The organism is Clostridium sp. 'deep sea', assembly GCF_014931565.1.
In the GTDB taxonomy this organism is placed as follows: Bacteria; Bacillota; UBA994; order PWPR01; family PWPR01.
On the sequence record NZ_CP063353.1, the window covers coordinates 810,482 to 837,478 of the forward strand.

Annotated in this window: 19 protein-coding genes and 1 pseudogene; 3 read left to right on the forward strand and 17 right to left on the reverse strand. The window is 31.5% G+C overall.

From position 1 onward, the window contains the following. Positions 1 to 145: 145 nt before the first annotated feature. From IMX26_RS03835 to IMX26_RS03845, 3 genes are all read right to left on the reverse strand, one after another. Positions 146 to 1,939, reverse strand: a complete 1,794-nt coding sequence (locus IMX26_RS03835) for a DNA polymerase (RefSeq protein ID WP_195160375.1) — start codon at positions 1,937 to 1,939, stop codon at positions 146 to 148. Positions 1,940 to 2,112: 173 nt separating this feature from the next. Further along, the gene (locus tag IMX26_RS03840; RefSeq protein WP_195160376.1) at positions 2,113 to 2,637 is read right to left on the reverse strand and encodes a hypothetical protein; all 525 of its coding nucleotides are present in this window, start codon (positions 2,635 to 2,637) and stop codon (positions 2,113 to 2,115) included. A gap of 13 nt (positions 2,638 to 2,650) precedes the next feature. After that, positions 2,651 to 3,115, reverse strand: coding sequence for a GNAT family N-acetyltransferase (locus IMX26_RS03845; protein ID WP_195160377.1), 465 nt, complete (start codon positions 3,113 to 3,115; stop codon positions 2,651 to 2,653). A gap of 126 nt (positions 3,116 to 3,241) precedes the next feature. Between IMX26_RS03845 and IMX26_RS03850 the strand changes: the two genes are divergently transcribed. Beyond that, entirely contained in the window at positions 3,242 to 5,386 is a 2,145-nt protein-coding gene (locus tag IMX26_RS03850) for a Tex family protein (RefSeq protein ID WP_195160378.1), read from the forward strand. A gap of 120 nt (positions 5,387 to 5,506) precedes the next feature. Here IMX26_RS03850 and IMX26_RS03855 read toward each other — a convergent pair whose 3' ends face one another. From IMX26_RS03855 to IMX26_RS03875, 5 genes are all read right to left on the reverse strand, one after another. Beyond that, positions 5,507 to 6,157 carry a hypothetical protein gene (locus IMX26_RS03855; RefSeq protein WP_195160379.1) on the reverse strand — a complete coding sequence of 217 codons (651 nt, stop codon included), beginning with the start codon at positions 6,155 to 6,157 and terminating at the stop codon, positions 5,507 to 5,509. Next, positions 6,154 to 8,163: an NAD-dependent DNA ligase LigA gene (gene ligA / locus IMX26_RS03860; protein ID WP_207729314.1), complete on the reverse strand. Its 2,010-nt coding sequence runs from the start codon at positions 8,161 to 8,163 to the stop codon at positions 6,154 to 6,156. Before ligA ends, IMX26_RS03855 begins: the two co-directional genes overlap by 4 nt. Continuing rightward, positions 8,156 to 10,558, reverse strand: a complete 2,403-nt coding sequence (locus IMX26_RS03865) for a UvrD-helicase domain-containing protein (protein WP_195160380.1) — start codon at positions 10,556 to 10,558, stop codon at positions 8,156 to 8,158. The genes ligA and IMX26_RS03865 overlap by 8 nt, the downstream gene beginning before the upstream one ends. A gap of 231 nt (positions 10,559 to 10,789) precedes the next feature. Next, on the reverse strand, positions 10,790 to 11,602 hold the full coding sequence (locus IMX26_RS03870; RefSeq protein ID WP_195160381.1) for a GNAT family N-acetyltransferase: 813 nt from the start codon (positions 11,600 to 11,602) through the stop codon (positions 10,790 to 10,792). A gap of 10 nt (positions 11,603 to 11,612) precedes the next feature. After that, positions 11,613 to 13,007 carry an MATE family efflux transporter gene (locus tag IMX26_RS03875; protein WP_195160382.1) on the reverse strand — a complete coding sequence of 465 codons (1,395 nt, stop codon included), beginning with the start codon at positions 13,005 to 13,007 and terminating at the stop codon, positions 11,613 to 11,615. A 211-nt stretch (positions 13,008 to 13,218) separates the two neighbouring features. Here IMX26_RS03875 and IMX26_RS03880 point away from each other — a divergent pair, with 211 nt between their 5' ends. Then, positions 13,219 to 14,502 carry an MFS transporter gene (locus IMX26_RS03880; protein WP_207729315.1) on the forward strand — a complete coding sequence of 428 codons (1,284 nt, stop codon included), beginning with the start codon at positions 13,219 to 13,221 and terminating at the stop codon, positions 14,500 to 14,502. A 52-nt stretch (positions 14,503 to 14,554) separates the two neighbouring features. On the opposite strand, the gene IMX26_RS03885 is transcribed toward IMX26_RS03880, so the two are convergent. After that, positions 14,555 to 15,256: a YhfC family glutamic-type intramembrane protease gene (locus tag IMX26_RS03885; protein ID WP_195160383.1), complete on the reverse strand. Its 702-nt coding sequence runs from the start codon at positions 15,254 to 15,256 to the stop codon at positions 14,555 to 14,557. A 104-nt stretch (positions 15,257 to 15,360) separates the two neighbouring features. On the opposite strand from IMX26_RS03885, the gene IMX26_RS03890 reads away from it, so the two are divergent. Next, a complete protein-coding gene (locus IMX26_RS03890) occupies positions 15,361 to 16,980 on the forward strand; it encodes a DUF885 domain-containing protein (RefSeq protein ID WP_195160384.1) in 1,620 nt (539 codons plus the stop codon). 72 nt (positions 16,981 to 17,052) lie between these two features. Here the strand turns inward: IMX26_RS03890 and IMX26_RS03895 are convergent, their stop codons facing one another. The 8 genes and pseudogenes from IMX26_RS03895 to IMX26_RS03930 form a co-directional block, all read right to left on the reverse strand. After that, the gene (locus tag IMX26_RS03895; protein WP_195160385.1) at positions 17,053 to 17,790 is read right to left on the reverse strand and encodes a hypothetical protein; all 738 of its coding nucleotides are present in this window, start codon (positions 17,788 to 17,790) and stop codon (positions 17,053 to 17,055) included. 87 nt (positions 17,791 to 17,877) lie between these two features. Next, positions 17,878 to 18,993, reverse strand: a complete 1,116-nt coding sequence (locus IMX26_RS03900) for a Ger(x)C family spore germination protein (protein ID WP_195161337.1) — start codon at positions 18,991 to 18,993, stop codon at positions 17,878 to 17,880. Continuing rightward, positions 18,975 to 20,060: a GerAB/ArcD/ProY family transporter gene (locus IMX26_RS03905; RefSeq protein ID WP_195160386.1), complete on the reverse strand. Its 1,086-nt coding sequence runs from the start codon at positions 20,058 to 20,060 to the stop codon at positions 18,975 to 18,977. The genes IMX26_RS03900 and IMX26_RS03905 overlap by 19 nt, the downstream gene beginning before the upstream one ends. After that, a complete protein-coding gene (locus IMX26_RS03910; RefSeq protein WP_195160387.1) occupies positions 20,047 to 21,564 on the reverse strand; it encodes a spore germination protein in 1,518 nt (505 codons plus the stop codon). Before IMX26_RS03910 ends, IMX26_RS03905 begins: the two co-directional genes overlap by 14 nt. Positions 21,565 to 21,713: 149 nt before the next feature. After that, positions 21,714 to 22,214, reverse strand: a complete 501-nt coding sequence (locus tag IMX26_RS03915) for a GAF domain-containing protein (RefSeq protein WP_195160388.1) — start codon at positions 22,212 to 22,214, stop codon at positions 21,714 to 21,716. 225 nt (positions 22,215 to 22,439) lie between these two features. After that, positions 22,440 to 22,619: pseudogene (locus IMX26_RS17780) on the reverse strand (spore coat protein); the annotation flags it as partial. 1,091 nt (positions 22,620 to 23,710) lie between these two features. Continuing rightward, entirely contained in the window at positions 23,711 to 25,702 is a 1,992-nt protein-coding gene (locus IMX26_RS03925) for a S9 family peptidase (RefSeq protein WP_195160389.1), read from the reverse strand. A 251-nt stretch (positions 25,703 to 25,953) separates the two neighbouring features. Continuing rightward, positions 25,954 to 26,976, reverse strand: coding sequence for a glycoside hydrolase family 25 protein (locus tag IMX26_RS03930; RefSeq protein ID WP_195160390.1), 1,023 nt, complete (start codon positions 26,974 to 26,976; stop codon positions 25,954 to 25,956). Positions 26,977 to 26,997 lie beyond the last annotated feature (21 nt).

The window sequence follows — 26,997 nt, forward strand, 5'->3', positions numbered from 1 at the left end:
CAACCAATTGTGGAACTCGAGCTTAAAATAATTTCAGAATTGATTGCTGTCAAGGCGACCAAATTTTTGCAGGCGAATGTAATACGAGTAGTATGCATTTGCTTGCGAAAATTTGTGGCAACGCCGAGAGCGATTAATTGTGGAATTATTTTTCGGACCAGTCTTGTGCTACTAACACCTCCACCTCAATCGGTACACTCTTAATATACACCTCACCAGCAGCCACCATCTCTTGTCTTACAATCTTTGCTAATATATTCGCATCATTCTCGTTGCATTCAACTACTATTTCATCGTGTACACAATTAGTGAGTTTACCAGAGGTACCTTTTAACCTATCAAACAATCTTATTAATGCCATTTTTAAAATATCGGCACCGGTGCCTTGAACTGGCGTATTGTATAGCTCAGATACAAATCTTTGATCTGTTTTATAGTATCTTTTTCTGCCACTTAGTGTTTCGTTGTACTGCATATTATCGCCATTATTAGCTACTTTTTTATGCCAACTTGCTATACCTTTATAGGTTTTAAAAAAAGATGCCCTTATATACTCGGCTTCTGCAAGGTTCATGTCTACACCATAACTTGATTTAGCATACTTCACCAAACCTCGTGAACCCATGCCAAATACCAAACCAAAGTTTACAGCTTTTGCCTTTTGGCGATCTATTTTTGTGACATCTTTTTCTTGTTTATTAGATACTATTGAGGCCGTAATTCTATGAATATCTTTACCTTCCACAAATGCCTTAATCATTTGTTGATCTTGACTTATCTCACTAATGATCCGCAACTCTACTTGGCTGTAATCGGCAATAATTAGTTTTTTATGGGGTGGCGCTACTATTATTTTTCTAAAGTCACCTCGGGGTATGTTTTGTACATTAGGTCCTCCACAGCTCATTCGCCCGCTTGAGGCACCTATTTGAGAAAAGTTGGCATGCACCCTACCTGTTACAAGATTAGTTCGCTCTTGTAAAGGCCTTAACGCACTACTAATTATTCTTACTATGCTTTTATGACGTTGCAAAAGTTCAATTTCGGGATACTTTAAAGCATATTCTTTTAAGGCAGCCTCTCGAGTACTGGTAACTTGTATTCCCTTTTTGGAGAGAGCTTTTTCTATTTGTTGTGGTGACTGTAGATTTATTTCTCCAAAAAAATTTTTAATTTGTAACTTAATTTGCTGTTTTTCATTTAACAAATCACTATATTTTTGCTTTAATGCTAGTTTATCAACTTTTATACCATTATACATCATAGATGCCATGGCTTTAGTGCATTTAAACTCTAAATCAGCAACATAAACTAGCTTTTGCTCTACTATTTTTTTTATTAGCTTTTGCCTAAGATCCAATAAAACTGCAGCATCTTTTGCAGCATAATCTAGTTGAAGTGAGCTTAATAAATCAGAGCTCCAGTTACTGGTTTGCATTGTCTTACTTAAATAACAGCCTAACTCTCTTTCAGTAACTGCTGCCAAGTTGTGTCGGTAACCATAACCATTGTAAACAAGTTTACTGGCCAACATGGTATCAAAGATTGTACCAAAAGGAATATGATATTTTTCACTTAAAAATTTCAGCTCAAACACTGCATTATGAATTATTTTAACAGGTTTTTTGGCAGCAAATAGCTCCGTTAAAATTGCTATGTTAGGTACATGTTCTACATCTATTATATATACAGGCATACTATCAGCAGCCAATTGAATGAGTCTAATGCTATCACTATGGGGGTCTAAGCCACTTGTTTCTATATCTAACCCAATGGCTTTAGTTGTTAACAAACTGGGCAATACTTGTTTTACTTCCTGTTCAGTTCTTAACAGTTTGTAATTTGGGCATTTATAGGGTGGCAAATCTATTTTACTTACAATATTAATATCAGCAAAGCCAAGTTGCCCAGTTTCGGTAATATTAATTGATTTGTCCATTATAGTACCCCCTTATAGCAGAAAATAATTTTATAGTTTTACGTAACAAAAAGAAGTCAATCTAAATATCTAATTAAATATTACCATATATTTAGTTAGGCTTCATTTTATTTTTTCTATTAAGTTTATATTATCAAAAGGCGTGCAAAAAGCACGCCAAGTTTCCTGTAATTTTATTTTGATGCTACCTCTTGTAATGCTTTTTGAATAAAGTCTGCTAGTGGCATGTTATCAAAGGTAACAATACTGTAATCCATAAAATCTAATCTTATGCTAAAGAAGTTTAATATTAATTTATTATCCACAATATAATGAGTCTCAGTGTGTAGAGGTAATACAACTACTTCTAGCTCTTCAACATTACTATCAATATTTTCAATTAAGCTAGAAATATTTAGAGTTTTAACTGGTTTTATCATTTCACGCATAAAATCTAAATCGTCCATCATCCACATATTGTTATTCCAAAACTTACGTTCAATTTTAGAACCATCAAAGATTTCTCGATTAGAGATAGCGCTTAATGCTCTTCTTACTGACTCATCATTAAAATCTTCTGTATATACTGATTTCATGTTGGCGTCTTCAGCTATGGTCATTATATACTGCTCGCCTACTTTTTCACCATCTTTACTGGCTTCCCAAAAATAAATCATACTCTCTAACACATTTAAATCAAGTGTTACATTTGCCTTCATATTACGCACCTCTTTAAAGTTGTTTTTGATAAATATTATCTTCCCAATCGTTATCTAACTCTGCTAAAAGTTTAAATCCATTTTTTTTATATAATTTAGCAGCATCTTTAAATCTTCTAGAAGAATCCAGCCACAAATATTGGTATCCTTTATCTTTTGCAAAGCTCTCAGCTAACATGTATAGTTTTTTACCTATACCTAAACCTCTGTAGTCTTTGTGTACATAAAGTCGTTTTAATTCAGCTATATTATTGTCTTTGTTTCTTATAGCTACAGTACCAATTACATTTTTATTATCTACAGCTACCCAAAAAGATGATTTTTCATTATCATAACTACTTCCACTATTTAAGAGCTCTAAATCTTTTTGTAATCCGCCAACGGATATCTTAAAATTATGCTCGGCTAATACTTCTTCTATAAGATTTTTTACTGACTTAAAATCACCTGAAGTATAACGTTTAAATTCAATATTCATATACCTTTTCCTCCCCCCATATATTAGCACATAATTAAGAACAAAAGCCATCTATTTAGGAATAAACTGTACAAGTTTGCTAGATATGATAAAATACTAATGTAAAACAAGTAATGGAGTTGAGACATGAATATTATTAAATTTATTGCTGGCAAACACCAAGTTAAAGAGCAACAGGTTGAGAAAACTATAGAGTTGCTCGACTCAGGCAATACAGTACCATTCATAGCTCGTTATCGAAAAGAGGCAACTGGAGGATTAACAGACGAGCAAATCTTTAGTATTCAGGAAGATTTACAGTACTTACGCCAACTTAACAAAAGACGTGAAGAAATTTTAAGAATTATTGAGGAGAGAGGAAAGTTAACTCCAGAATTAAAGGAGAAACTTACTAAAGCTGATACTCTTCAAATGCTTGAGGATTTATATTTACCTTATAAAGAAAAACGAAGAACTTTAGCTACAATTGCTAAAGAAAAAGGCTTAGAGCCATTAGCTATAACTATTTGGAGTCAAGAGACTAATACTGCACCACTAACATTGGCCACACAGTACATAAATGCTGAGCATGAAATTGAATCAGCTGAACAAGCTTTAGAGGGTGCCACTAATATAATTGGTGAAATAATCAATGAAACAGCTGTATATAGACAAGTTGTTAGATCACTAACCAGAGGTTATGGCTCTCTAGTTACAAATATACCAAAGAAAATAGATGCTGGTGTTTATGATATGTACACAGACTTTGAACAAAGCATATCTGATTTACCGCCTCATCGTATTTTAGCTATTAATAGAGGCGTAAAAGAAAAGATTATTAAGTCAAAAATAGCAGCGCCTACAGAATCTATTTTAAAGAGACTCGAGAGAGATATTATTAAAACAAATTACGAGCCAATTAAGGTATATTTACAAGAAGTTATTGCGATGTCCTATAAAAAATACTTAGCTCCAGCTATTGAACGAGAAATTAGTCGTCAGTTAACAGAGTTAGCTGAAAAACAAGCTACTTTATCGTTTCAAACTAATTTAAGACAATTATTAATGCAGCCTCCTGTTAAAGGAATCACTATTATGGGTTTAGACCCAGCCTATAGAACAGGATGTAAACTTTGTGTAATTGATAATACAGGTAAGTTACTTAAATTTGATACAATTTATCCTCATCAACCACAAAATAGGTGGCAACAGTCACAAGACTCTATTAAAAAGTACGTTAAAGAGTTTGAGGTAACACTTATTGTAATAGGTAACGGTACAGCAAGTAGAGAAACCGAAAAATTAGTGGCTGAATTAACCTCTACAGAGCTAAAAGAAACATCATATGTAATAGTAGATGAAGCAGGTGCTTCAGTGTATTCAGCATCTCCTTTGGCACGTAAAGAATTTCCAGAGCTTGATGTTGCAATGAGGGGTTCTGTATCTATCGCCCGAAGAATATTAGATCCACTTGCTGAGTTAGTTAAAATTGACCCTAAGTCTATTGGCGTTGGTATGTATCAACATGATGTAAATCAAAAGAATTTATCTAAGGCTTTAGAGCAAACAGTTACCTCTTGTGTAAACCAAGTTGGTATTGATTTAAATACTGCCTCTGCCTCACTACTAAGCTATATTTCAGGTATAAATAAAACTATAGCTACAAATATAGTTGCATATAGAGATGAAAATGGGGTATTTACTTCTCGTAAAGAGCTTAATAAGGTTGCTAAATTAGGTAAAAAAACCTTTGAGCAATGCGCAGGATTTTTACGTATTAGAGGTAGCAATGAGTATTTAGATAACACAGGAATTCACCCTGAGTCTTATAAATTAACCTACTCTCTTTTAAGTGAACTAGGTATAGGAAAAAAACAATTAGAAAAAAAATCTGTAGACTTACAAGAGCTTCTTAAAGATACTAACACTGTAGAACTTGCTAAAACCTTAGATGCAGGCATACCTACTATTAAAGATATTATAGATGACCTCAGAAAACCTGGTCATGATCCACGCGATGAGTTACCAAAACCAATCTTTAGTACTGATGTTATTTCTATGGAAATGTTGCGTGAAGGTATGATTATGACCGGCACAGTTCGTAATGTTATTGATTTTGGAGCCTTTGTAGACATTGGAGTTAAACAAGATGGTTTGATTCATATTAGTCAATTAAGTCACTCTTATGTTCGCCACCCAAGCGATATAGTAAAGGTGGGAGACATAGTTAAGGTTAAAATAATAGATTTAGATTTAAAGCGTAAACGAATTTCATTGAGCATGAAGTTGTAAGTTTTGTGAATAGTTTGTAACCTATGGCTGGTCTTGTGCCAGCCTTTTTTACATAAAAAATGAGGGCTATAAGCCCTCATTACTGCAATAATTGTATTGGATTACATAACTTAAATTTAGTTAGCCATCATAATTATCTAAATGCTCTTCTCTGCGCATGTTTAATTCAATTATTTGAGGAATTAGGGTTTGTATTTTTTCTTTAAGATCAATATCTAGTTCATCAATAGTTTGATACAACTTCCATAAATACAGCTCATTTACCTCAGGCATTTTTGTACTTGCAGATTTAACATTAAAGGCATCTTTTAACACTCTGTTACATTCATTTATTAACTCTTTAGCGTAACAAAGTTTTAAACCTTCAGTTTTCACTTGCTTTAGGGTTATCTCGGCTTTTTTCTTTAAGTTACTAAGTAAAGAAGCTTTTTTATTTAACTCCGCTAACTCTGTTTCTAAACCAGCTATAGCTTTTTCTACACCCATTATAAACTGTTTTGCTTCATTATCATTTGCACATATAAACTCAATGCGCTCTTTTAATACTGCTTGGTACTCATCTTCAATATTGTCTAAAGAGTTAAGCTCACTCTCTATTTCACTAAGGTCTTTTAGTAAAACATCTACACGTGATTCTGCATGTTCGTCTTCTTTTACCTTGTTAAGTTCTGCAAAAGTAATATCTTCTTTTAAACTAGTTAGTAATTTTTCTAATTCTTTTTTACGTTCTCGTTTATTAATTACCTGGTTCCATTTTTCTTGTAAATTCATTTGTTATCACCTATTAATTCTTGAAATTCATCTTCACTTATTATTTTAATACCTAAAGATTGTGCTTTTTTTAGTTTAGAACCAGCTTTTTCTCCAGCCAATAAAAAACTTGTGTTTTTACTTACAGCACTGTTAACAACTCCACCTAGTTTTTCAATTATTGCTTTTGCCTCATTACGAGAGTATTTTATAAGTTTTCCTGTTAAAACAAATTGTTTACCAGTTAATAACTGCTCCTTGTTAGCTAGTTCCTCACCAATATATTTGGTATTAACACCCACACTCTGTAGTTCACTAAGAAGTTCAAGATTTCCTTCATCTTTAAAATATAAACTAATTGAATCAGCAACTCTTTCGCCAATATCATTTATCTCTAATAATTTTTCTACCGAAGCCTCTTTTAAGTTTTGTAGTGTTTTAAAGTGTTTAGCTAAATCACTAGATATTCTTGCTCCTACGTGTCTTATGCCCAAAGCCATAAGCAGCTTTTCTAGTGAGTTTTGTTTGCTTTGCTCTATTGCTTTAAGTAAGTTGCTAACAGATTTTTCTCCAAAACGATCTAAATCTATTAAATCCTCTCGCTTTAATCTGTAAATATCTGCTGGAGATTTTATTAAGCCTTTTCTTATTAATGTTGTTACTTGAGAGGCTCCTAAACCCACAATATCCATAGCAGATTTTGATACAAAGTGAATTAACTGCTCTCTAATACGTGAAGGGCAATGTAAGTTCACACAGCGAATAGCTACCTCTTCATTGCTTTTAACTACCTCATGTTTACAAAATGGACATTGATTTGGAAACTCATAAACCTGCTCTGTACCATCTCTCATTTCTACTAAGGCAGCCTCTATTTTAGGGATAATCTCTCCTGCTTTATGCACAATTACTTGATCACCTATGCGGATATCTTTAAGTTTTATATAATCATCATTATGCAAAGTTGCTCTGCTTACTGTAGTACCAGAAATTTGAACAGGTTCTAAAATAGCTGTTGGTGTTAATACTCCTGTTCTGCCTACATTTATCTCTATATTTAGTAATTTAGTTACAGCCTCTTCAGCTGGAAACTTAAAAGCTGTTGCCCAACGTGGATGATGAGATGTATACCCTATTTTTTCATGTAAATCTTTATTATTCACTTTAAGTACCAATCCATCAATAAGATATCCTAAATTAAAACGTTCTTTTTCCCACTCACTTATTACCTCAAATATTTCTTCCACATCACTACAGAGTTTTATCTTATTGTTTACCTTTAAACCAGAGTTTTTTAATAACTGCAATATCTCATATTGACTTGCTGGCATTTTTTCATTTAAGCTTGCTATCTCGTAAAAAAAAGCATCTAGGTTTCTATTAGCTACAATTCGGGGATCTAATTGTCTTATTGTTCCTGCTGCGGCATTGCGTGGATTTGCTAACAACTTTTCATCGTTAGCTTCTCTTTTTTTATTTATTTCATTAAACGATTGCCAGGGCATAAATACCTCTCCCCTTACCTCAATTGTTAGGGGTCTTTGTAATAATAAAGGTATTGATTTAATAGTTTTTATATTTGCTGTTACGTCCTCACCTACCACACCATTGCCTCTAGTTGCTGCCTGAACTAAAACACCATTCTCATATTTTATGCTTATAGCTAAACCATCTATTTTAGGTTCTACAACAATTTGGGGGTTTTGCTCTCCCGCTAACTCTTCAGCCTTTCTGTAAAAACTTTTAATGCCCTCTTCATTAAATACATTATCTAGGCTAAGCATTGGCACATCATGCTTTATTTTACTAAATCCTAAGGCTGGACTATCTCCCACTCTTTGGGTTGGAGAGTCTGTAGTAACTAGCTCGGGATACAAAGACTCTAACTGCTTTAATTCATTTATTAAACTATCATATGCCCCATCACTTATTGTTGGATTATCTAAAACATAGTAGTTATAAGCGTGTCGGTTAATTGTTTCTTTTATTTTTTTAAGTTTTTGTTTTACCTCAATAATTTTACTCACCTTTATCCACCTTTTTTAAACTAGCAAATGTTAATGAAAGTTTTTTTCTACCTACTTTTGTAAATAGGATAGTAATAAAATCACCTTCAATGTTTTCAATTAAACCTATACCAAACTTTTTATGTTCAACAGCTTCACCAAGTTTAAAATCTAAACTATTTGAAGATCGACTATCCATTTTTGGCTTAAAAATAACTGTTTGTTTTGTAGTATTGACAGATTTTTTAGATGTAACCTTTTTAAGGTTTACAAAGCCCTTATGCAGGCTCTTTTCGCCACAACTATTAAAGTTTATTGTTATTAAGGATTCTCCAATGTCGGTAACCAAACCAACCCCAAAGTGTTTATGCTCAACTTTATCACCAACATGTAAATTAGTATTACTTTTTGTAAAACCTGTGTTCTTTGAATTAAAGCTAAGGTAATTACCTTGTTTACTATTCGGTCTTTGCATATCGTCATTAGGATTATTTAGCTTTTCAATTGATTCATCTGGTATTTCACGTAAAAATCTTGAAGCAACATTATATTTAGTTTCACCATACTGATATCGTGATAGGGCATGGGTTAAAAAGAGCTTTTCTTGTGCTCTTGTTACACCTACATAACATAATCTACGTTCTTCTTCCATTTCATCTTCTTCAAATAAGGCTCTACTATGTGGAAATAGCCCATCCTCTAATCCAATTAAAAATACTACCTTAAACTCTAGTCCCTTTGCAGCATGAAGAGTCATTAGTGTTACATTTTCTTCAGCTTCTTCATAATTATCTACATCTGACTCTAAGGCAATGCTATCTAGAAAATCTTGAAGGTTTGCGTTGGGGTTAAGTTTCATAAATTTTGCCCCAACATTTTCTAACTCATCTATATTCTCTATTCTTGTTTCAGCATCCACAGGATTTTTTAGTTTAAGGGCATTTAAATCACGTTGGTAACCACTTTTAATATTAATCTCTTTAATTATTTCTGCTACGTTATGTTGATTACTAAATTGCTGTAACTCTGAAATTATGGTTATAAAAGACTTAAACTTTAATCTTGTTTTAGCAGTAAAGTCCATAATTTCATCTATTCGTAAAGCAGCTTTATACAGGCTTATATTTTTTTCTTTAGCAAAATTAGCTAAGTACTCAACACTCTTTTTACCTATACCTCTTTTTGGAGTATTTATAATCCTAGTAAATCTAGTATCGTCGTCAACATTGCTAATTAAGTTAGCATATGCTAAAATGTCTTGAATTTCTTTGCGATCGTAGAACCTTAAGCCACCATAAATTTGATATGGCACATTGTGATATATAAAAATATCCTCTAAAGCTCGAGATTGCGCATGTGTTCGATAAAGTATGGCAAAGTCATTCCAATTTAAATTCTCATTATCATGAATCTCTTTAATGTTACGTAAAACAAAATAGGCTTCGTCTTCAGCATTATCTGCTTGGTAAAGTTTAATCGTTTCACCCTCACCTTTATCTGTCCAAAGCTTTTTGTGTTTTCGATAACTATTGTTTTTTATAACTGAGTTTGCCGCATTTAAAATATGACCTGTTGATCTATAGTTTTGCTCTAACCTTATAGTTAAAGCCTCGGGATAATCTTTTTCAAATTCAAGAATATTTGCTAAGTCAGCACCACGCCATCCATATATACTTTGGTCATCATCACCAACAACACAAAGATTACGACTCCGCTTAGATAACATTTTAATAAGCTGGTATTGTGCATTATTGGTATCCTGATATTCATCCACTAGTAAATACGGAAATCTGTCTTGGTATTGCTCTAGTACTTTAGGATACTGCTTAAACAGCAGTACAACATTCATTATTAAATCGCCAAAATCCATTGCATTATTTTCTTTAAGTTTACGCTGATATAGCTCATAAATTTCACCAGCAACTTTTGTGAAATTTGTTCCATATTGAGTGTTATATTCACTAGGCTTTTGGGTTTTATTTTTTGCCTTGCTTATTGCAGCTAATAAAGCTTTAGGCTCATACTTTTTTTTGTCGTAATTAAGCTCTGCTAAACATTGTTTTATTAAGGTATTTTGATTACTACTGCTATAAATTGTAAATGGTAACTTATAGCCTAAATGAATAGCTTCTTTTTGTAAAATTCTTAAACAAATACTATGAAAAGTTCCTACCCACATAAAAGGATATCGCTCTCCCACCAGTTCATTTATTCTGAATTTCATTTCTTTGGCAGCTTTATTTGTAAAGGTCATAACCAAAATACTATACGGAGATACACCGTTTTTAATTAAATTTGCTACTCTATAAGTTAGGGTTCTTGTTTTGCCACTACCAGCACCTGCCAGTATTAGTAAAGGGCCATTTATATGTAAAGCCGCTTCACGTTGTTTTGGATTTAAAGCCTCTAAATTCACTATTTTATCCTCCACGACCTAGTATACTTAAATTGTACCATAAAGACATAGTTTATAATTAATCTTAGAACATTAATAATAACATAAGTACATGTGTTTGTGTATTTGATTGATAAGATTAAGCTATAATTTAATTAGAAAATAAAATGAGGCTATCACATTTGCAAAAATGAAATACAAATGAACTAGCCTAACGATTAATTGGTTCTATATATGTTTTTGATCGTGCTCCTATAAATTAAATCCAATTGAAACTTCTGTAATCTTAAACTTATTAAATCCATGTTTTTTATAAAGATTATTGGCTCTATTATTTTCACTCCAAACCTCGAGCCTTACTTCATTTATACTGTTATTCTTAAAATAACTAAAACATTTTGAAATTAAATAGTCTGCTAATCCTTGTTTACGGTATTCTTGTAAAACAAAAATATCCTCTATAACCCCGTATTTATAATCCTCTTCATACTCATAATTTAGTAGGATATTAGCAACTAAAACATTCTTATAATATATTGCTATATTTCTAAAACCTTCAAGCTCTTGTAGTTCTTTTATTTTGGCAAGGCTATATGTCAGACTAGTAAACACTTTTGCATGCTGCTTAATAAAACTATTTATCTCAGTGTCTGTGTTTAAACTATTAACTCTCGCACTATAACCTTTAGGTAAAGCTATTAATTCTTTAATCTCCTGTAACTCTGCATTTAAAACTAACATTTGCTCATGGCTGTCAAACTCTTCAATACTATTATAAAACTCAATTTCATTCTTTTGTTCTACTAATAAACAACTATATATTCTAGCTTTAAGCTTAGGGTGATTTTTTGCTTTATGTTTTTCAGCTAATTTAATTAACTGTTTAACAATCTCTTTCTTATTGCATAGGTTATCTGCCTTTGCTTTTAGAAAATAATTTACACGGTCTTGTTTATATATCTTTGATGCCATAGATTCAATTATATAACCCTCGCCAATAATGTTATTTTCAACATCCTTAGCTACGTATTTGTTTTTACTCACTTGTTGTAAATTAATCTTCATTTTAAACACCTTAAACTTTAAGCAATTTCCACTTACCTCTAGCATACCTTATGCTAAACATAATGGCTCTTATAAATAAATCAGATACCATTCCTAACCAAGCACCTATTAACCCAAGCTTAAAGTAAAATACGCCTACTGCAGCAATAGATAACCTTACTAGCCACACACTACTAGCAGTTATTATAGTAACCCATTTTGTATCTCCTGCTCCTCTTAGTCCACCAGCTATAACTAAGTTTATTGCCATTGCAGGCTGTGCTATTGCTACTAATCGTAATGCCTTAGCTGCCTGTTTAATTACCTCCTGGTCATCAGTAAAAAACTTCACAAATTGAACAGGAAAAATGAAAAACAGAATACCCATTAAGCTTGATACTAAGATTGCCATATTGCGAGCTACATAACCACTCTCTTCAGCCAACTCTGGTTCTTTAGCTCCTAAGTTTTGACCTATTAAAGTTGTAGCGGCAACCCCAAAACCCCAGCCTGGCATAAAAGATAATGACTCTGCTCTTATAGCTATTTGGTGGGCAGCATAAGTAGCTGTACCAATACTAGTAAGTATCATCGTAAAAACTATTTGGGCAAATCTCATAAATATAGCCTCTACCATAGCAGGAATACCAATATTTAAAATTCTTTTTACAGGGGTCTTTTTTAATCTATAATCATCATTTAAGGTCAGCTTTATTTGTTTATCACCTTTCATAACTACTTTAATAATTAAAATACAACCAACTACTTGAGATAATACCGTACCTAAAGCGGCACCAGCCACCCCCATTTTAGGGGCTCCAAAATTACCAAAAATAAAAATGTAATTGAATATTGGATTTAAAATATTAATTACTATATTTACATACATGGGTGTTTTTGTATCGCCACAACCCCTTAACATACTGGTAAAAATCATTGTAATTAAACTAAATACTAAACCAAATGATCTCCACCTTATATAACCTATACCTACAGCAACTACATCTGGTTTAGCACCTAGTAGCTTTAAAGAACCCTCTGCAAATATGTAGAAAATTACAAAGGTAGTAACTGTTAAAATAATGGTCATTGTTACTGATTGACGCGCTATTACATTTGCTCCATCTTCATCTTTTGCACCAATATGTCTGGCAACTAAGGCCGTTGTTCCTGTTCTAATTGCAGCAAATGCACTGGTTGCTATCATAACAATTTGTGTACCTAAACCAACTGCTGCTATTGATGATGGTCCTAGCCTACCTACCATAGCCATATCTACAATGCCAACAAAAGTAAGTAACATCATTTCCACTATTACGGGCCAAGCCAATAACCAAACTGTTTTAGTAAGTTTAGAGTCTCTTAGTTTAACTTTCTTAGGTTTTGCTTCAATATCATAAGTTTTTGAATCATTATTATCATTCATACCTACCGCTCCCATATATTTCGCTTATAGAAGTTTCTTTATAAAACTTATCTTATTATTTAAATATTGTCAAGTAAAAGAGCAATTATGAAGTGTTTTTAATAGCTAGTAAATTTTTTATGAAATATTCTTAATAAATGTTTATGTTATTTTGGTAATAATTTTGTTACAATTAATCTGTATATATATGTTGTTTTGTAGGAGGAACATAATGTCAAAAAAGGGTATATTTTCAACAATGCTCAGCAGAAAAGATATTTTTGGCTGGGTAATGTACGATTGGGCTAATTCGGCTTTTGCCACGACCATTATGGCTGCTGTATTGCCTGTTTATTATGCAGATGTAGCTGCTGCAAACCTGAATCACACCGTAAGAACTTCTTATTGGGGTTATACAACCTCAATTGCAATGTTAATTGTTGCAATATCCACCCCTTTAATGGGAGCAATTTCAGACCACATAAAATCTAAAAAAAGTTTTCTAAGAGTTTTTTCTTACTTAGGCTGTATGGCAACTATACTATTAGTATTAGTAGGAACAGGTGATTATTTACTATGTTCCATTTTATTTATAGTTGGAAATATCGGTTTTTCATGTGGTAATGTTTTTTATGATAGTTTAATTATTAATGTTGCCAAACCTCATGAGATGGATTCGGTATCATCATGGGGCTTTGCCTTAGGATACCTTGGAGGAGGATTGTTATTAGTTATTAACCTTGTAATGATTTTGTTTCCACAGAAACTAGGTATAGCTAACAGCATGTGGGCATCTCGACTGGCTTTTGTGTCTGTAGGTGTTTGGTGGTTTATCTTTTCATTACCTCTCTTTAAATATGTTAAAGAACCGCATGATAAAACTAAGAAAAATTTTCCGCCTTTATCTGTTGGCTTTAGTAGACTTAAAGCAACATTTAAAGACGCTCGTAAGTACAAAGAGTTGTTTAAATTTATTATTGCTTTTTGGCTCTATAATGATGGAATTGGTACAATAATGAGAATGGCTACTATTTATGGTAGTGAAATAGGGATAGGTGCAAATGCCTTAATTGGCGCTTTATTATTAACTCAATTTGTTGCATTTCCATTCTCTTTACTATTTAACTTTATTGCTAAAAAAATTAATATTAAAAAAGCAATTTATGTTACTCTTATTATTTATACTTTTATAGTTTGTTATGGTTATTTTTTAAAGACATCATTAGATTTTTATGTTTTAGCTGTTTTAGTAGGAACTGTTCAAGGTGGAGCCCAAGCATTAAGTAGATCTCTTTATGCATCTATGGTGCCCAAAGATAAATCTGCAGAGTTCTTTAGCTTCTTAGGTATATCTAGTAAGTTTGCTGCGGTAATAGGACCTTTAGTATTTGCAATTGTAGGTCAAGCTACAGGATCAAGTCGTAATGGTATTATATCTTTAATTGTATTCTTTATATTAGGATTTATAGTTTTATCTCGGGTTGATGTCGAAAAAGCCCGCGAATTAGCCCAATAATAAAAAAACCACCAATGGTGGTTTTTTTATTAACAGAATATTGATATTGTAATTAAATATTTAAAACATATCTCTTCTTCCATAACCTATATGTAAATATATAAAATAAAATTGCTATCGTAAAACCTAAATAATAAATCATATTATGTGATATATAACCTGCAGTACTCAAAAAAACAGGGTAGTTAATTAAACCATGAGTTATAGACACAAGTAAGTAAAACTTTATGCTCTTTTTATTTTTCACACCATAAACAAAACAAGTGGTAGAGGCAACATGAAACATTATTGCCATTACTCGTTCAATAATTGGCAACCACATTAATGTTGTTAAATAAGATATAGGGTAGGCAACTAGCCTTATTGCCTCCCATATAGCAAAGCCAAAACCAATGGCTAAAGAATAATTTAACCAATCATTTTTATCATTTAACAATTGATTTACCCATAAAAATTTTCTTGAAATAAAAGGTACAGCCTTTAATATTTCTTGAACAAATCCAGAGATTAATGCTAATGGCAATAACAATAATAAACAAGTAGCAGCTTGGTTATTAACCAATGAGCTAAATGTTTGTGCCCACCATCTTTGCAAAGGGGGTTGTAGTATTAATGTAAGTTCAAATGAAGCTACTCCCCATGCCACAAAGATCCACCAACTTATGTTTTTAAATTTTAGTTTACCTAAAATCAATAAAAACACTACAGCTATTAAGATAAATATAGCTGAATATATTAACAACCACTGTTTCAAAAAATCAACTCCTTACAGTAAATAGTGATGAAGCAAATAATCTAAACTAGCAGGAATAAAACATCTTATGTAGAAAGATATTGTACTATATTGGAGGTGTTTATATGTCTTTGGTGAATAGCCTAGCTGATAAATTAATTGAATGGCAACATGAAACTAATCCTTTTATTGCAACCCAACGAGGTAAATACTATAACCAAACTAAAGTACCTACATATACAGCAAAGTCTTTCAAAAAACAAGTTAATGATTTAAAGGATTTTCAAAATAAGTTGTTTGCTATCAAAAAACAAGAACTCTCTACCCATGAGCAAGTGAACTGGCATTTAGTTGACATAACTATCCGTCAACAATTAAGACAACTAACAGTAATTAAATATTATGAAAAAGATCCTGGCTTTGTTTCAAGTCAACTTATAAGCATAATTTATGTAATGCTTAGTAGAGAATATGCCCCTATTCAAGATAGGCTAAATGCCTTAGAGTGTCGGCTTAAACTTACCCAAAGTATGCTTGAAAGTGGTAGAGATTTAGTTAAAAATCCACCAGTTCAATACACTAATCAAGCAATTGCTCAGTGTAAACACGGTATTAAATTTTTGACAGTTACTGTACCCGAAATAATAACTGCCCAAAATGGCACTATATCAACTAAATTTAAGTTTGTATTAAATAACACAATCAAACAATTCACAAAACATGTTACTTGGCTAGAGTCAATATTACCAATTTCTAAAGGTAAATTCGCTATTGGCGAAGAGAACTTTAATAATATGTTACAACAAGACTACCTTATGGATTACACAGCAGAAAGCCTAATTAAAAAAGGCAAACAATTATTAAATGAAACTAAACAGCAAATGACTAGTTTAGCACAAGAAATAAACCCAAACTTAACATGGCAAGAGATTATAAACGACATGAAGAATTATCATCCTGCTGAACACGAAATACTTGAGGTGTATAAGCAGGAGTCTCAAAAAGTAAAACAATTTGTTGTTTCTAACAATATTGCAGATTTTCCTAAGAATGAAGAACTAATATTAATAAATACCCCTTTACATATGCGCAGTTTATTCCCTTATGCAGGATATAGTGGACCTGCAGTTTTTGACAAGTTTCAAAGCGGTAGATTTTGGGTTACTCCAGTTGAACCAGAGTGGAGCACTGATAAAAAAGAGCAAAAGCTACGAGAACACATGTTTTATAAAATTCCAGTATTTGTTTTACATGAGGGTTATCCTGGTCACCATTTGCAAATATCTACTCAACACAATTTACCCGAAAACATCCGTAAAATAATGCATAATAATTTATTTTGTGAAGGATGGGCATTTTATTGCGAAGAATTACTAGAAAACCTGGGTTATATTAGTCATCCTAAAACCAGATTATCTAGATTAAAAGATCAGCTCTGGAGAGCTTCACGGATAATTATTGATGCTAGCTTACACTCAGAGCGTATGAGTTTTAATGAAGCTGTTGATTTGCTTATAAATGAAGCTCATCTTGAGAAAATGAATGCGGTTGCTGAAGTAAGCAGATATATTAAAAACCCACTACGACCAATGAGCTATTTAATGGGAAAACTCGAGTTACTAGAGATAGCAAAAGACTACAAAGAACTAAAAGGTGAAAGCTATTGTTTAAAAGAGTTTCACAATGAGCTACTACAACTAGGGGCAATACCACCTAAATTAGTTAGATTAGAGTTACTAAAGTAATACCAGATATAGTACTATAATAGGGTTTATCCTTTTATAGTACTAGTATCTTACATAAATATTTTATATCTTCTATTTATCAATCATATAATAAACCTTATTGTTCTGGTATTTAACTAGCTCTAAATCGTCAATTGAATACCAGCATTGTTGTATTATGCCTGTAAATCTGAGCTCAACTTTATAACACTTAATTTCCTTATCATTAACCATAAGGTTATCTTCACTTGTAACTACTACTTTGCATGGTGAACTTGTGGCTGAGGATACTACCATATTATTTATTAGTTGTTCATAACCAACCTGTAATGGCATAAACCTAATTATTTGCAGTAGTTGGTTATTATCTATTACTGGCTTAACTATTTTTGCTGATGCCTTTTTGTCTTCATTACTCACTTTTGCCTCTATGTTTACTTTATTTTCTTCGTAATCATAGTTTGCTTTTAAACTCACTACTGACCCATTATTATCTAAAGTTAACTCACTAGTAATTGGCTCATATTTTTCATTAGTTGTTACTTTTATATCTTGCACAATGTTAAAGGAATTATTGTTTTCATCTATTACTTTTAAATCCTCTGTAGCATAAAAATCTATTGTATCTGTATTATTTTTAACTGTCATGGTTGAAGTACCTATTTTTTTATTATCACTTATATTATAAATACTATAAATATACTCCCCCAGTTCTCCTTGTACAGTGTTAAAATCTTTCCACTCTATAGCTTTGGTCTGCTGTTTTTGACATGAGCATAAAAAAAGTATTAATATTAAGCTGCTTAAAATACACAATGTTTTTTTTAACATAGTAACCACCTTATTTTTATATTTTTTCTTTATAAGGTTTAATTCTGGGTAAATAAATTATTACCTTTATTTATTTAAAACCGTAGTTTACTTTGTTTTAGTATTACCATATATTCTACCAATCGACTCTATTTTCACCTTAACGTCTACTGTTATTTGCGAATTTATAAAGTTAGTTGTACTATCTAGTTTACTATCTGCTCCATATTTTGCTATAGCATATTTAGAAACATCTAACAAATCCTGCTTATGTATCTTTTGCACCTTAATTATTTCTTGCTCTAAATCTTTTTGTAAATCTGCAGCAAGAATTTTTTCTATCTTACTAACTTGCTCTTTATCTAGCTCTTCTTGTAGGAGTGTATCCATAACTAGTGTTCCTACAACTTTAATTTGGATATCATAGTTAAGCTTGTTGTCTGCTTTAGTTACTTTAACTTTACGTTTACTTTTAGCTTCTATCTCAAGGTAATCATGAGCATCATTTGACTCAATAGAAACTATACCCTTACTACCCGTTGTACTTAATATATTTATTAACTTAGTTTCTTCAATGTCAAGTTTTTTTATCATCTTATCTTCATTAAATACTGCTATACCACTCAATTCAGGTATCTCGTTAATTATTTCTATATAGGGTAAACAAATTTGTCTACCTTGCTGAAAATGCTTAAATATAAGATCATTAACTGTGTTGTTGCTTGAGTAAAAATACTCATCACTGGCATACTGAATTAAATTAGATAATAATTCTGAGGCACTTTCAGTTTTTGATTTTAAGTTAAAATATTCTTCACAACTACCTTTTACTACTGCTACTGAGGCATGAATATTAACGTTAAAGCTTCTGAATAAATCTAAAATAATATCATCTATGCCAAACTTAGCTCTGTCCTCACTAATTAAATAAATTAACTCTGAGCCATAACCAAATGGTTTACCTTGTTTTACCTTATAGTTTTCAATTGACTGATAAAGTGTATTTCCTTTACCCACATAAAAATCTGAACCAGGCTCTTCTTCAGACTGTATAGAGATAAATTCAATTACACTTATATACTCAGGTTGAGGGCTAGCAATTTTATCTATATCATAACCAAAACCAAATACTACAGCTAAGTCTTCAATTGCCGCTCGGCCATGGCAACCACCAAGTATAACTAAGCAAAATAAAAGAATAAATACTAGGGTTTTTCTTTTAATTCTTTATTCCCCCTATACTTTATTTTTACAATAATCGCTGTGATACTTCCCCACACTAGTGAAAACAATACAAAATAAGGGATTACAGTGTCTAACATAGTTTTTCGATTAAACTCTGGTATAAAAAATAAAATACAAACAAAGGCAATAATAGAAAAACACCAGCTAGCATAGTTTTGTTTAAGCTTTGTAACTTTGGTAATTATAGAAGTACAAATATAACTGTGTACAACTAAAATACGTAGAATAATAGCACTCCATAAAAATATAACAATAGCTAAAAAGTTAGAGACTATTGGTAAGTTTACATCTCGCATCATGTATAATAACGGGTATTCTAGTTTTGAAGCAACCTGCCACCCAAAATAATAGGTAGCTACAAAAGTAGTAAACAAATATACAAAAGTAATACTTAAAACAGCAATTATTCCCGACCTAAAGCTTTTTTCCTTATTAGATACTTTATTTATTATAAAGTAACTGATTTCACAGCCAGTAAAGGCATACAAACTTTCAGGTATAGTTTTAATCATTTGCTCTATAGACATTTTTAACGGCATTATATTAAGCATTGTACCTTTTGGAAGAATAAAAAGGGGAATAAATAACAAAGGAATTGTTACAAAGAAGTAAAACTCACAAATTCTAGCAATCATATATACCCCGTTCATTGCCACAAAAGATGTCAATATAAGAGCAGGCAGTATTATTAAAAATGGACTTATTGCATCTGCTATAGTTATTTTTAGCACATTTGTAAATCCAGATAAAACGCCCACATAAATTGTTAGAATAAATAAAAAAAATATTAAGGCAAAAACTACGGTTAAGAACTTTCCGTAGATATTACTACACATAGTATAAAAATTTGTTTTTGTTTTTTTATGAATATATGAGGAAAAGCAAATTATAGCAGTTGGATATAAAAATGCAATAATAATTGTTAACCAACCAGTTTGTTTTCCATACTTACATAAGTTAGAGGCTAGTGACAATACACCTACTCCTAACATAGAACTAAATATTATGTACATATACTGATTATGAGTAATTTCATTTTTGCTCATCACTTTTACTTCCTTCATCACTTTTACTACTTTTGTCACCATTACTACTATTAGCACTGTTAGTAAATGTTTCTGTAGTACTTTGTATTTCATTTATAGGCATTCTTACTATGCTGTCCCTGAGGTCTTTAACATACATGGGGGTAAAAGGCGCAAAATAAGGTACTCCTAAACTCTCTAAATTTACTAAGTGAGCTATAATAAAAAACAGACCAATAATAACACCATAAAAACCTAACATTTCTGCAATAACAAGTAAAAAAAATCTTATTAGCCTTATTGAAATGCTCATTTCGTAGTTTGGTATAACAAATGTTGCAATTGCTCCAACAGTTACAACTATAAGAGTAGCAGGACTTACTACACTTGCTTGAATCGCAGCTTGGCCTAAAATTATACCGCCTACTATACTTAATGTTTGCCCTACAATTGAGGGTAATCGTAATCCTCCCTCTCTTAAAAACTCTATTATGATTTCCATTAGCATTATTTCCATGAAGGGAGGCAATGGGATATCTTTTCGAGATACAATAATTACTTTTATAAAATTTAATGGTAAAAGTTCCACATTATATTTTAGTAGTACTAAATAAATTGGAGCAAGAGAAACTACAACTATAACTGATAAAAGTCTTAAGAATCTATCAAAGTTAGCCAAAATTATTCTATTTGAATAGTCTTCAAAGGCTTGAAAAAATTCTATAAATACAACAGGCAAAATTACAGCATAAGCACAACCATTAACAAAGATGGCTGCTTTACCTTGTAATAAATCTGAAATTACTTTATCTGGTTTTTCAGATGTTTTAGACTGAGGGAAGATACTAAATTTACTTTCATCAATATACTTTGCTAAGTACCCTGTATCTGGGATATAGGGGCATTTAATATCTGATAATTTTTTCTTTAATTGCTTCAAGATATTTTCATCTATGAGGTTCTCAATATATACTAAAGCTGTTTCAGCATTATTATTTTCTCCTAATGTGTATTTATCTACCTTTAGTTGTTTATTTTTTAATTTTTCTTGTATTAGACCAATATTCGAATTAAGAACATCTACAAAAGCACTTTTTTCACCTCGTAGAGTCTCTTCGATTTTTATTTCTGAAACATTTTTTAAATTACTCTTTGAGGTACTGCAAATAATTGCCTTATTTTCATTATTTATAAATACAACTGTGTCTCCAGACTGAATTCTACTTAAAATCATATTTATGTCATTTGAGATACTTGTGTCACTAATAGAGATATACCTTTGAGCTATAAAATCTACTACACAGCCATCTAAGTTTATTTCATTATCGAATTGAAATAATAAAGGATCTATTATTCTTGCCTCAATTGTCTCTTTGTTGGAAATATTACTCATATACAATAGAGCACATTTTATGTTTCCTTTTAGGATAATATTTCTTATTACAAAGCTATAATTAACAGGAAAAGCTGCTTTTATTAGTTCTATATTTTCACTTATATTGTTCGTTAAAAATTTGGCATGCATACTTTCTCTCCTAACTTATTAAGCCTTGCTTTAGATTTTAGTTTTACCTTAGTATTTTGGTTTATACATTATAAAGGAAAGTTTATTATTATAATAAAAAACTCGCTATTAAAAATAACGAGTTTTCAATATATTAAATTAAATTTTAACTAAACAATTGCAGACCAATCAACATATTTCACTAGTAAACTTACAAAGTTCTCTAAACCAATTAAATCTTCTTCATTAAATCGTTCCAAGATTGGACTATCAATATCTAAAACACCCTTTAGTTCACCATCTTTAATGATAGGCACAACTATCTCAGATAAAGTATCTACATCACAGGCAATATGGTCTTCAAACTCTAATACATTTTTTACTATTAAAGTCTTCCTATTATTAGCAGCGGTTCCACATACCCCATCTCCAATCTTGATATGAGTACAGGCTGGTTTTCCCCAAAATGGACCTAATATTAATTCACTGTTCTTATATAAATATAATCCAGCCCAATTTATTTCGTTTAACATCATGCCTAATAATGCTGCAGCATTACTTAAACTTGCTAACCAATCTGATTCATTCTCAATCATACCTTTTAAGATATTATTGATATTATTATATAACTCATTTTTGCTTTTAGTTTTGACCTTTTTAATCTGTTCCATATTTTCACTCCTTTACTGGTTCTAATAATATTATATAGTTTTAACAACTAAAAACATATAGGCAGTAACAATTTTTTTAACAAATATTACTACCTATTTATTTTTTTATTATTTTTATTTGTGTATTAAACATACTTTTTAATAACCTTGCACACTGTTTTTGCACAATAATTATTTCTTAACAAAAAAAATCTCCCCTAAGGGAGATTTTTACTGGTCTATACTCTAATACCAGCCTTTTTGATGCATATAGTTATATAGTTTTTCGCCGTGTTCTTGTTCTTCTTTTTGAATGTGATTTAGTACACTTCTCATTTGTTTATCTGGGCATTCAAAAATTGTAGTGTCGTAGTTCTTAGAAATGTGTTTTTCAGTCATTAATAAGTCCTGACACATTTTTTTATCGCAGTCTGTTACACCATTTGAGTTACTCATACCACCAGAAGTAGTGCCCGAAGTTGAACTTGATGATGTTCCTGTTGTATTACTACTTGAGGTTGTACCTATTGCATTGCTTGTTGAGTTATTTGTAGTTTGAGAACCAGAACTGTAAGAACCACTTGACGATGTCATTGATGAAGTGGAATTACTTGTAGATGGACCTCCTGCTGTTGCTCCATAAGAGCCATATGAGATACCACCGCTACCCACTACTAGGTCTTCAGCGTCAATGGTATTTTCATAACTTCTCATCATACTGTTACCATCATTTTGATTTACATAGCTACCTAAACCACCGCCACCTGTATAACCACTAAATATACTATCAGCTGACATTACAGGATTTTGAGCTGTTGCTGACTGTTTCTCGTTGAAATCCTTAGTACTAGCAGATAAAGTAGATTGTGGTGGATAATTATATTGCTGTGACTTACTTTTGTTGTTAGTAGTAGATTTGTTATTGTTATTGCTATTTTTGCTACCACTTGTCATTGATGACGAACCACTTGTTTTACTAGTTGTTGATCCACCTGTGGTTTTTGATGATGCGCTATTTGTGTAGCTTGTAGTACCAGTTGACTTAGAGCTTGTTGAAGAGTTAATGCCACTTCCTGATGTACTATTGGTATAGTTAGCTGCACTCATAGTACTTCCTGTACCCATAGTACTGTTAGAACTACTACTATTAGTTGAGCTATTCATACCTGAATTACTTCCACTTGAACCACTATTGCCTACATTAGGGATTGTACCATTTAACATAGTTTGAATAGTATTGTAGTGTTGTTGTTCACAATTACCTATTTCAGTTAATAATTGAGATAATTGTGGATCTTTTGCTTTAGCAGCATACTCTGTGTATTTATCTACACATAACTTCTCGTGCTCTAGTTGATCTTGCAGTAACGTTTGAACTTTTGAAGTTAATCCTATACCATTTGATTGACTACTGTTGTTCAACATAACACCTCCCAAATTACATATATAGTTTTTCTATATTGGTAGGCCTTTATCCAAAATTACCATTGGTTTTTATGGTAAATTATGTTTATACATTAAATAATATATTCTTTCATCCAAGCTACTGATCTTAAAAAGTAATCAACTACCAAGCTTGGGTTAGTAAAAAGATGATACTGGTTTTTATACCTTACAAATACTGTTTTTTTGTTTTGACGTTTTAAAGCTACAAACAGTTGCTCACTTTGCGCGATTGGACACCTTAAATCGCTTTCACCATGTAATAATAAAATAGGAGTATTTATTTTATCTACATAGTTTAAAGGTGAATAATACAGCAACTTTAAGCCATTACTCCATGGGTTAGCATTTAATTGATGCTCTAAAAAATTATGACCTTTATCACATGTTCCATACATACTGTGCAAATTAGTAACACTAGCTCCCGATACTGCTGCTTTAAATCTGTTTGTTTTAGTAGTTATCATATTTGTCATATAGCCACCATAGCTTAAACCAGTCACACCTAGTTTTTTGGCATCTGCAATACCTATATTAATTAAGTATTGTACACCTTTCATAATGTCTATATAATCATTATTTGCCCAATCATTTAAAACCTTTTGAGCAAAATCTAAGCCATAAGATAAGCTACCTCTGGGATTAGTAAAAATAACTGCAAAGCCATTAGCAACATATAATTGCGCTAAAAACATAAAAGCACTTCCATACATTCCTTGAGGACCACCATGTATTAATAGTATGGTAGGCATCATTTTTTGAGTATAATACCTGGGAACTACATACCAGCCATCAATTTGCTCATCATCTGCTCCACTATAAATAAACTTTGTCGTTTTACCAATGTTATAGTCATTAAGCCACTCATTTGCATTTATTAATTCGATAAGGTCATTATTTTTATACTCATAAATACACTCGGGTTTTTCAGAATCACCTAAAAGTAATAAAATATCGTTGTCTACTCTACTAAAAGCACTTATACTTTGATTGTTATTATAGTACAAAATTTTCACTTGATTAGTAACTTTATTGATTTCAGCTAATACACTTGCTCCTTTATTTGCAAATAAAATTGTAAATGCGTTACCATTACTAAGCCACTTATATTTAAGGGTTTTTGAATAAAATCTTATTTCGCTAGCTGGCAGTTCACCAATATTACGATCCAAACCTTTAGTTAAATCTGTAAGTTGATCTAGTGTAGCATTTTGCTCGTTTATACTACACATATATAGTCTGCTATTGTAGTATTGCTCGTCACTGCTTATTGCAACAAAAGATATCTCTAAACTATCAGGAGATAATTGCAGTTGAGACATTAATCCCGTATTTTTAACTAATACGTGTTCTTCTTTTGTTTTTAAATTTATTTTTACTAGCAAGTACTCTAAAAATAAATTGTCCTTATCCTTAACCTGTTTAACAGCATATACATAGTTATTATTTTTTGAAAATATAGGATTATAATAGTTAAAATTGCCGAGAGTTATTTCTTTTAAATCCTTAATTTCGTTATTTTTGAGCTTTGCTAGATAAATTTTATTTTTAGCAGAGGTATTATAACCAATACCATCATTCTTATAGTCTATATCAGTTACCACATTAATATTCTTATTAAGCAAATTGCTTTCTGTTAAACATGGTGCACCTTGATAGCTATTGAGTGTTTCATGACCTTTATCAATTGCTGTAAATACTAAGCTATCACTGTTATTACTCCATATAGGAGCATTACTAATAAAGAGACTTGTTTTAAAGTTATTGTATGATTTAGCTAGTATATTATATATTGATATATAATTTTCTTTTTTATCATTATAGGTAAATGATATGTACTTGCTACATAAAGAAAACCGAGCATTTAAAGCATTCATTTTAAACTCTGTAAGCTGTGTACTGTTAATATTATTTTTTGATTTTAAAAATATTGCCGTTGTATAACGCTGTTTATCCGCAGCTACTTTACGCTGTAAATAGATAAAGCTTTGTTTATTAGGACTTAACTGAGGTTCTGCTAACGATTTAAAACAATAAAAATTTTGCGCTTTTAACTTCTTTTTCATAATAAACCTCCTACGTTTAATAATGCTTATTTTAATCATTTATAGAAATACTCTTATCCACTAACTTATTGGTAGATATTTACTATTATAATAACTACACTATTACTTATATGTACCTATACATTTTGTAGAATAGTTTTAAAACTAAAAAAGAGCGTTTACACACTCTTTTTGCATTATTTCTAAAAACCTATCCACTAGCTATTTACCTTTAGCACTTCTTTAATATAAATCAGCTTATTAGCTAAAACCTACTTACAGTAAGTTAGCAGTTTTTTAGATGATATATTTAAATCTACATTACCAGTAATGCCATCTATACTGCCTTTATCACTAAACTGCCAAACAAACCAGGAGCTCCAGCCACCACTTGGCACTCTATTTGCATAATAGTCTGCTATCCATACTGGATACTTTAGTAAAACATTATTAGGACTATTAAAGTTATTCCAACTATTAATAAACCAGTTACCAGTATAAACTATTATTTTATGACCTGTGTATTTTTCAAATTCCTCACAAAATATTGTAGCCCAATTTAATAAGTCTTCAGTATTTAATCCATTTGTACCAGGGTATAATGGATCTTCTAAATCAAGTACTGCAGGTAAATCACCATAGTCATTACTCGATAATTTTAGTCTGTTAATAAAGTGTGCTACTTCAGCTTTTGCATCTTCAGCGATTGGTAGTTGTGGTCTGGCATAGTGATAACCACCGGCTGAAATTCCTTGTTCTCTTGCACCTTCAAAATGCCTTTTTGCATAAGGATCTTTATAGGTATTACCTTCACTAACCTTAATAAACGCAAACCCTACCTTGCTCTCTGCTACCTTTTTCCACTCAATTTCTCCTCTATCACTTTGGTGATGAGATATATCTATACCTAAAATTTCTTCAGAGCTTGTATTATCAATTATGCGTTGAAAATTACCTCTATCTGAAATTATTCTATTAAGTTTTTCTACCTTAACAATTGGCTTTACAGGATTTATTGGAGTTTGTGGTTTTGAAGTTGGAGTTGGTTGATTACTTTTTGATATTGTATCTGGCACCTTAAGTTGTTGTAGGGTCTCAGTTTTTTTAGCTACTATTTTTATAGCCTCTTCTTTTACTCTAAGTTTTACCTTAACATTATCCACTAATATACTGCCTTTTTGTATCTTAACATCATATTCATGCTTATTACTTACTGCATGAATAGTTGCAAAAACTAATATAAAACAAGCTAAAATTATAACACAGCTCAATAAAGCCTTTCTATAGATGCCCATGTTGTACCTCTTTTTTATTAC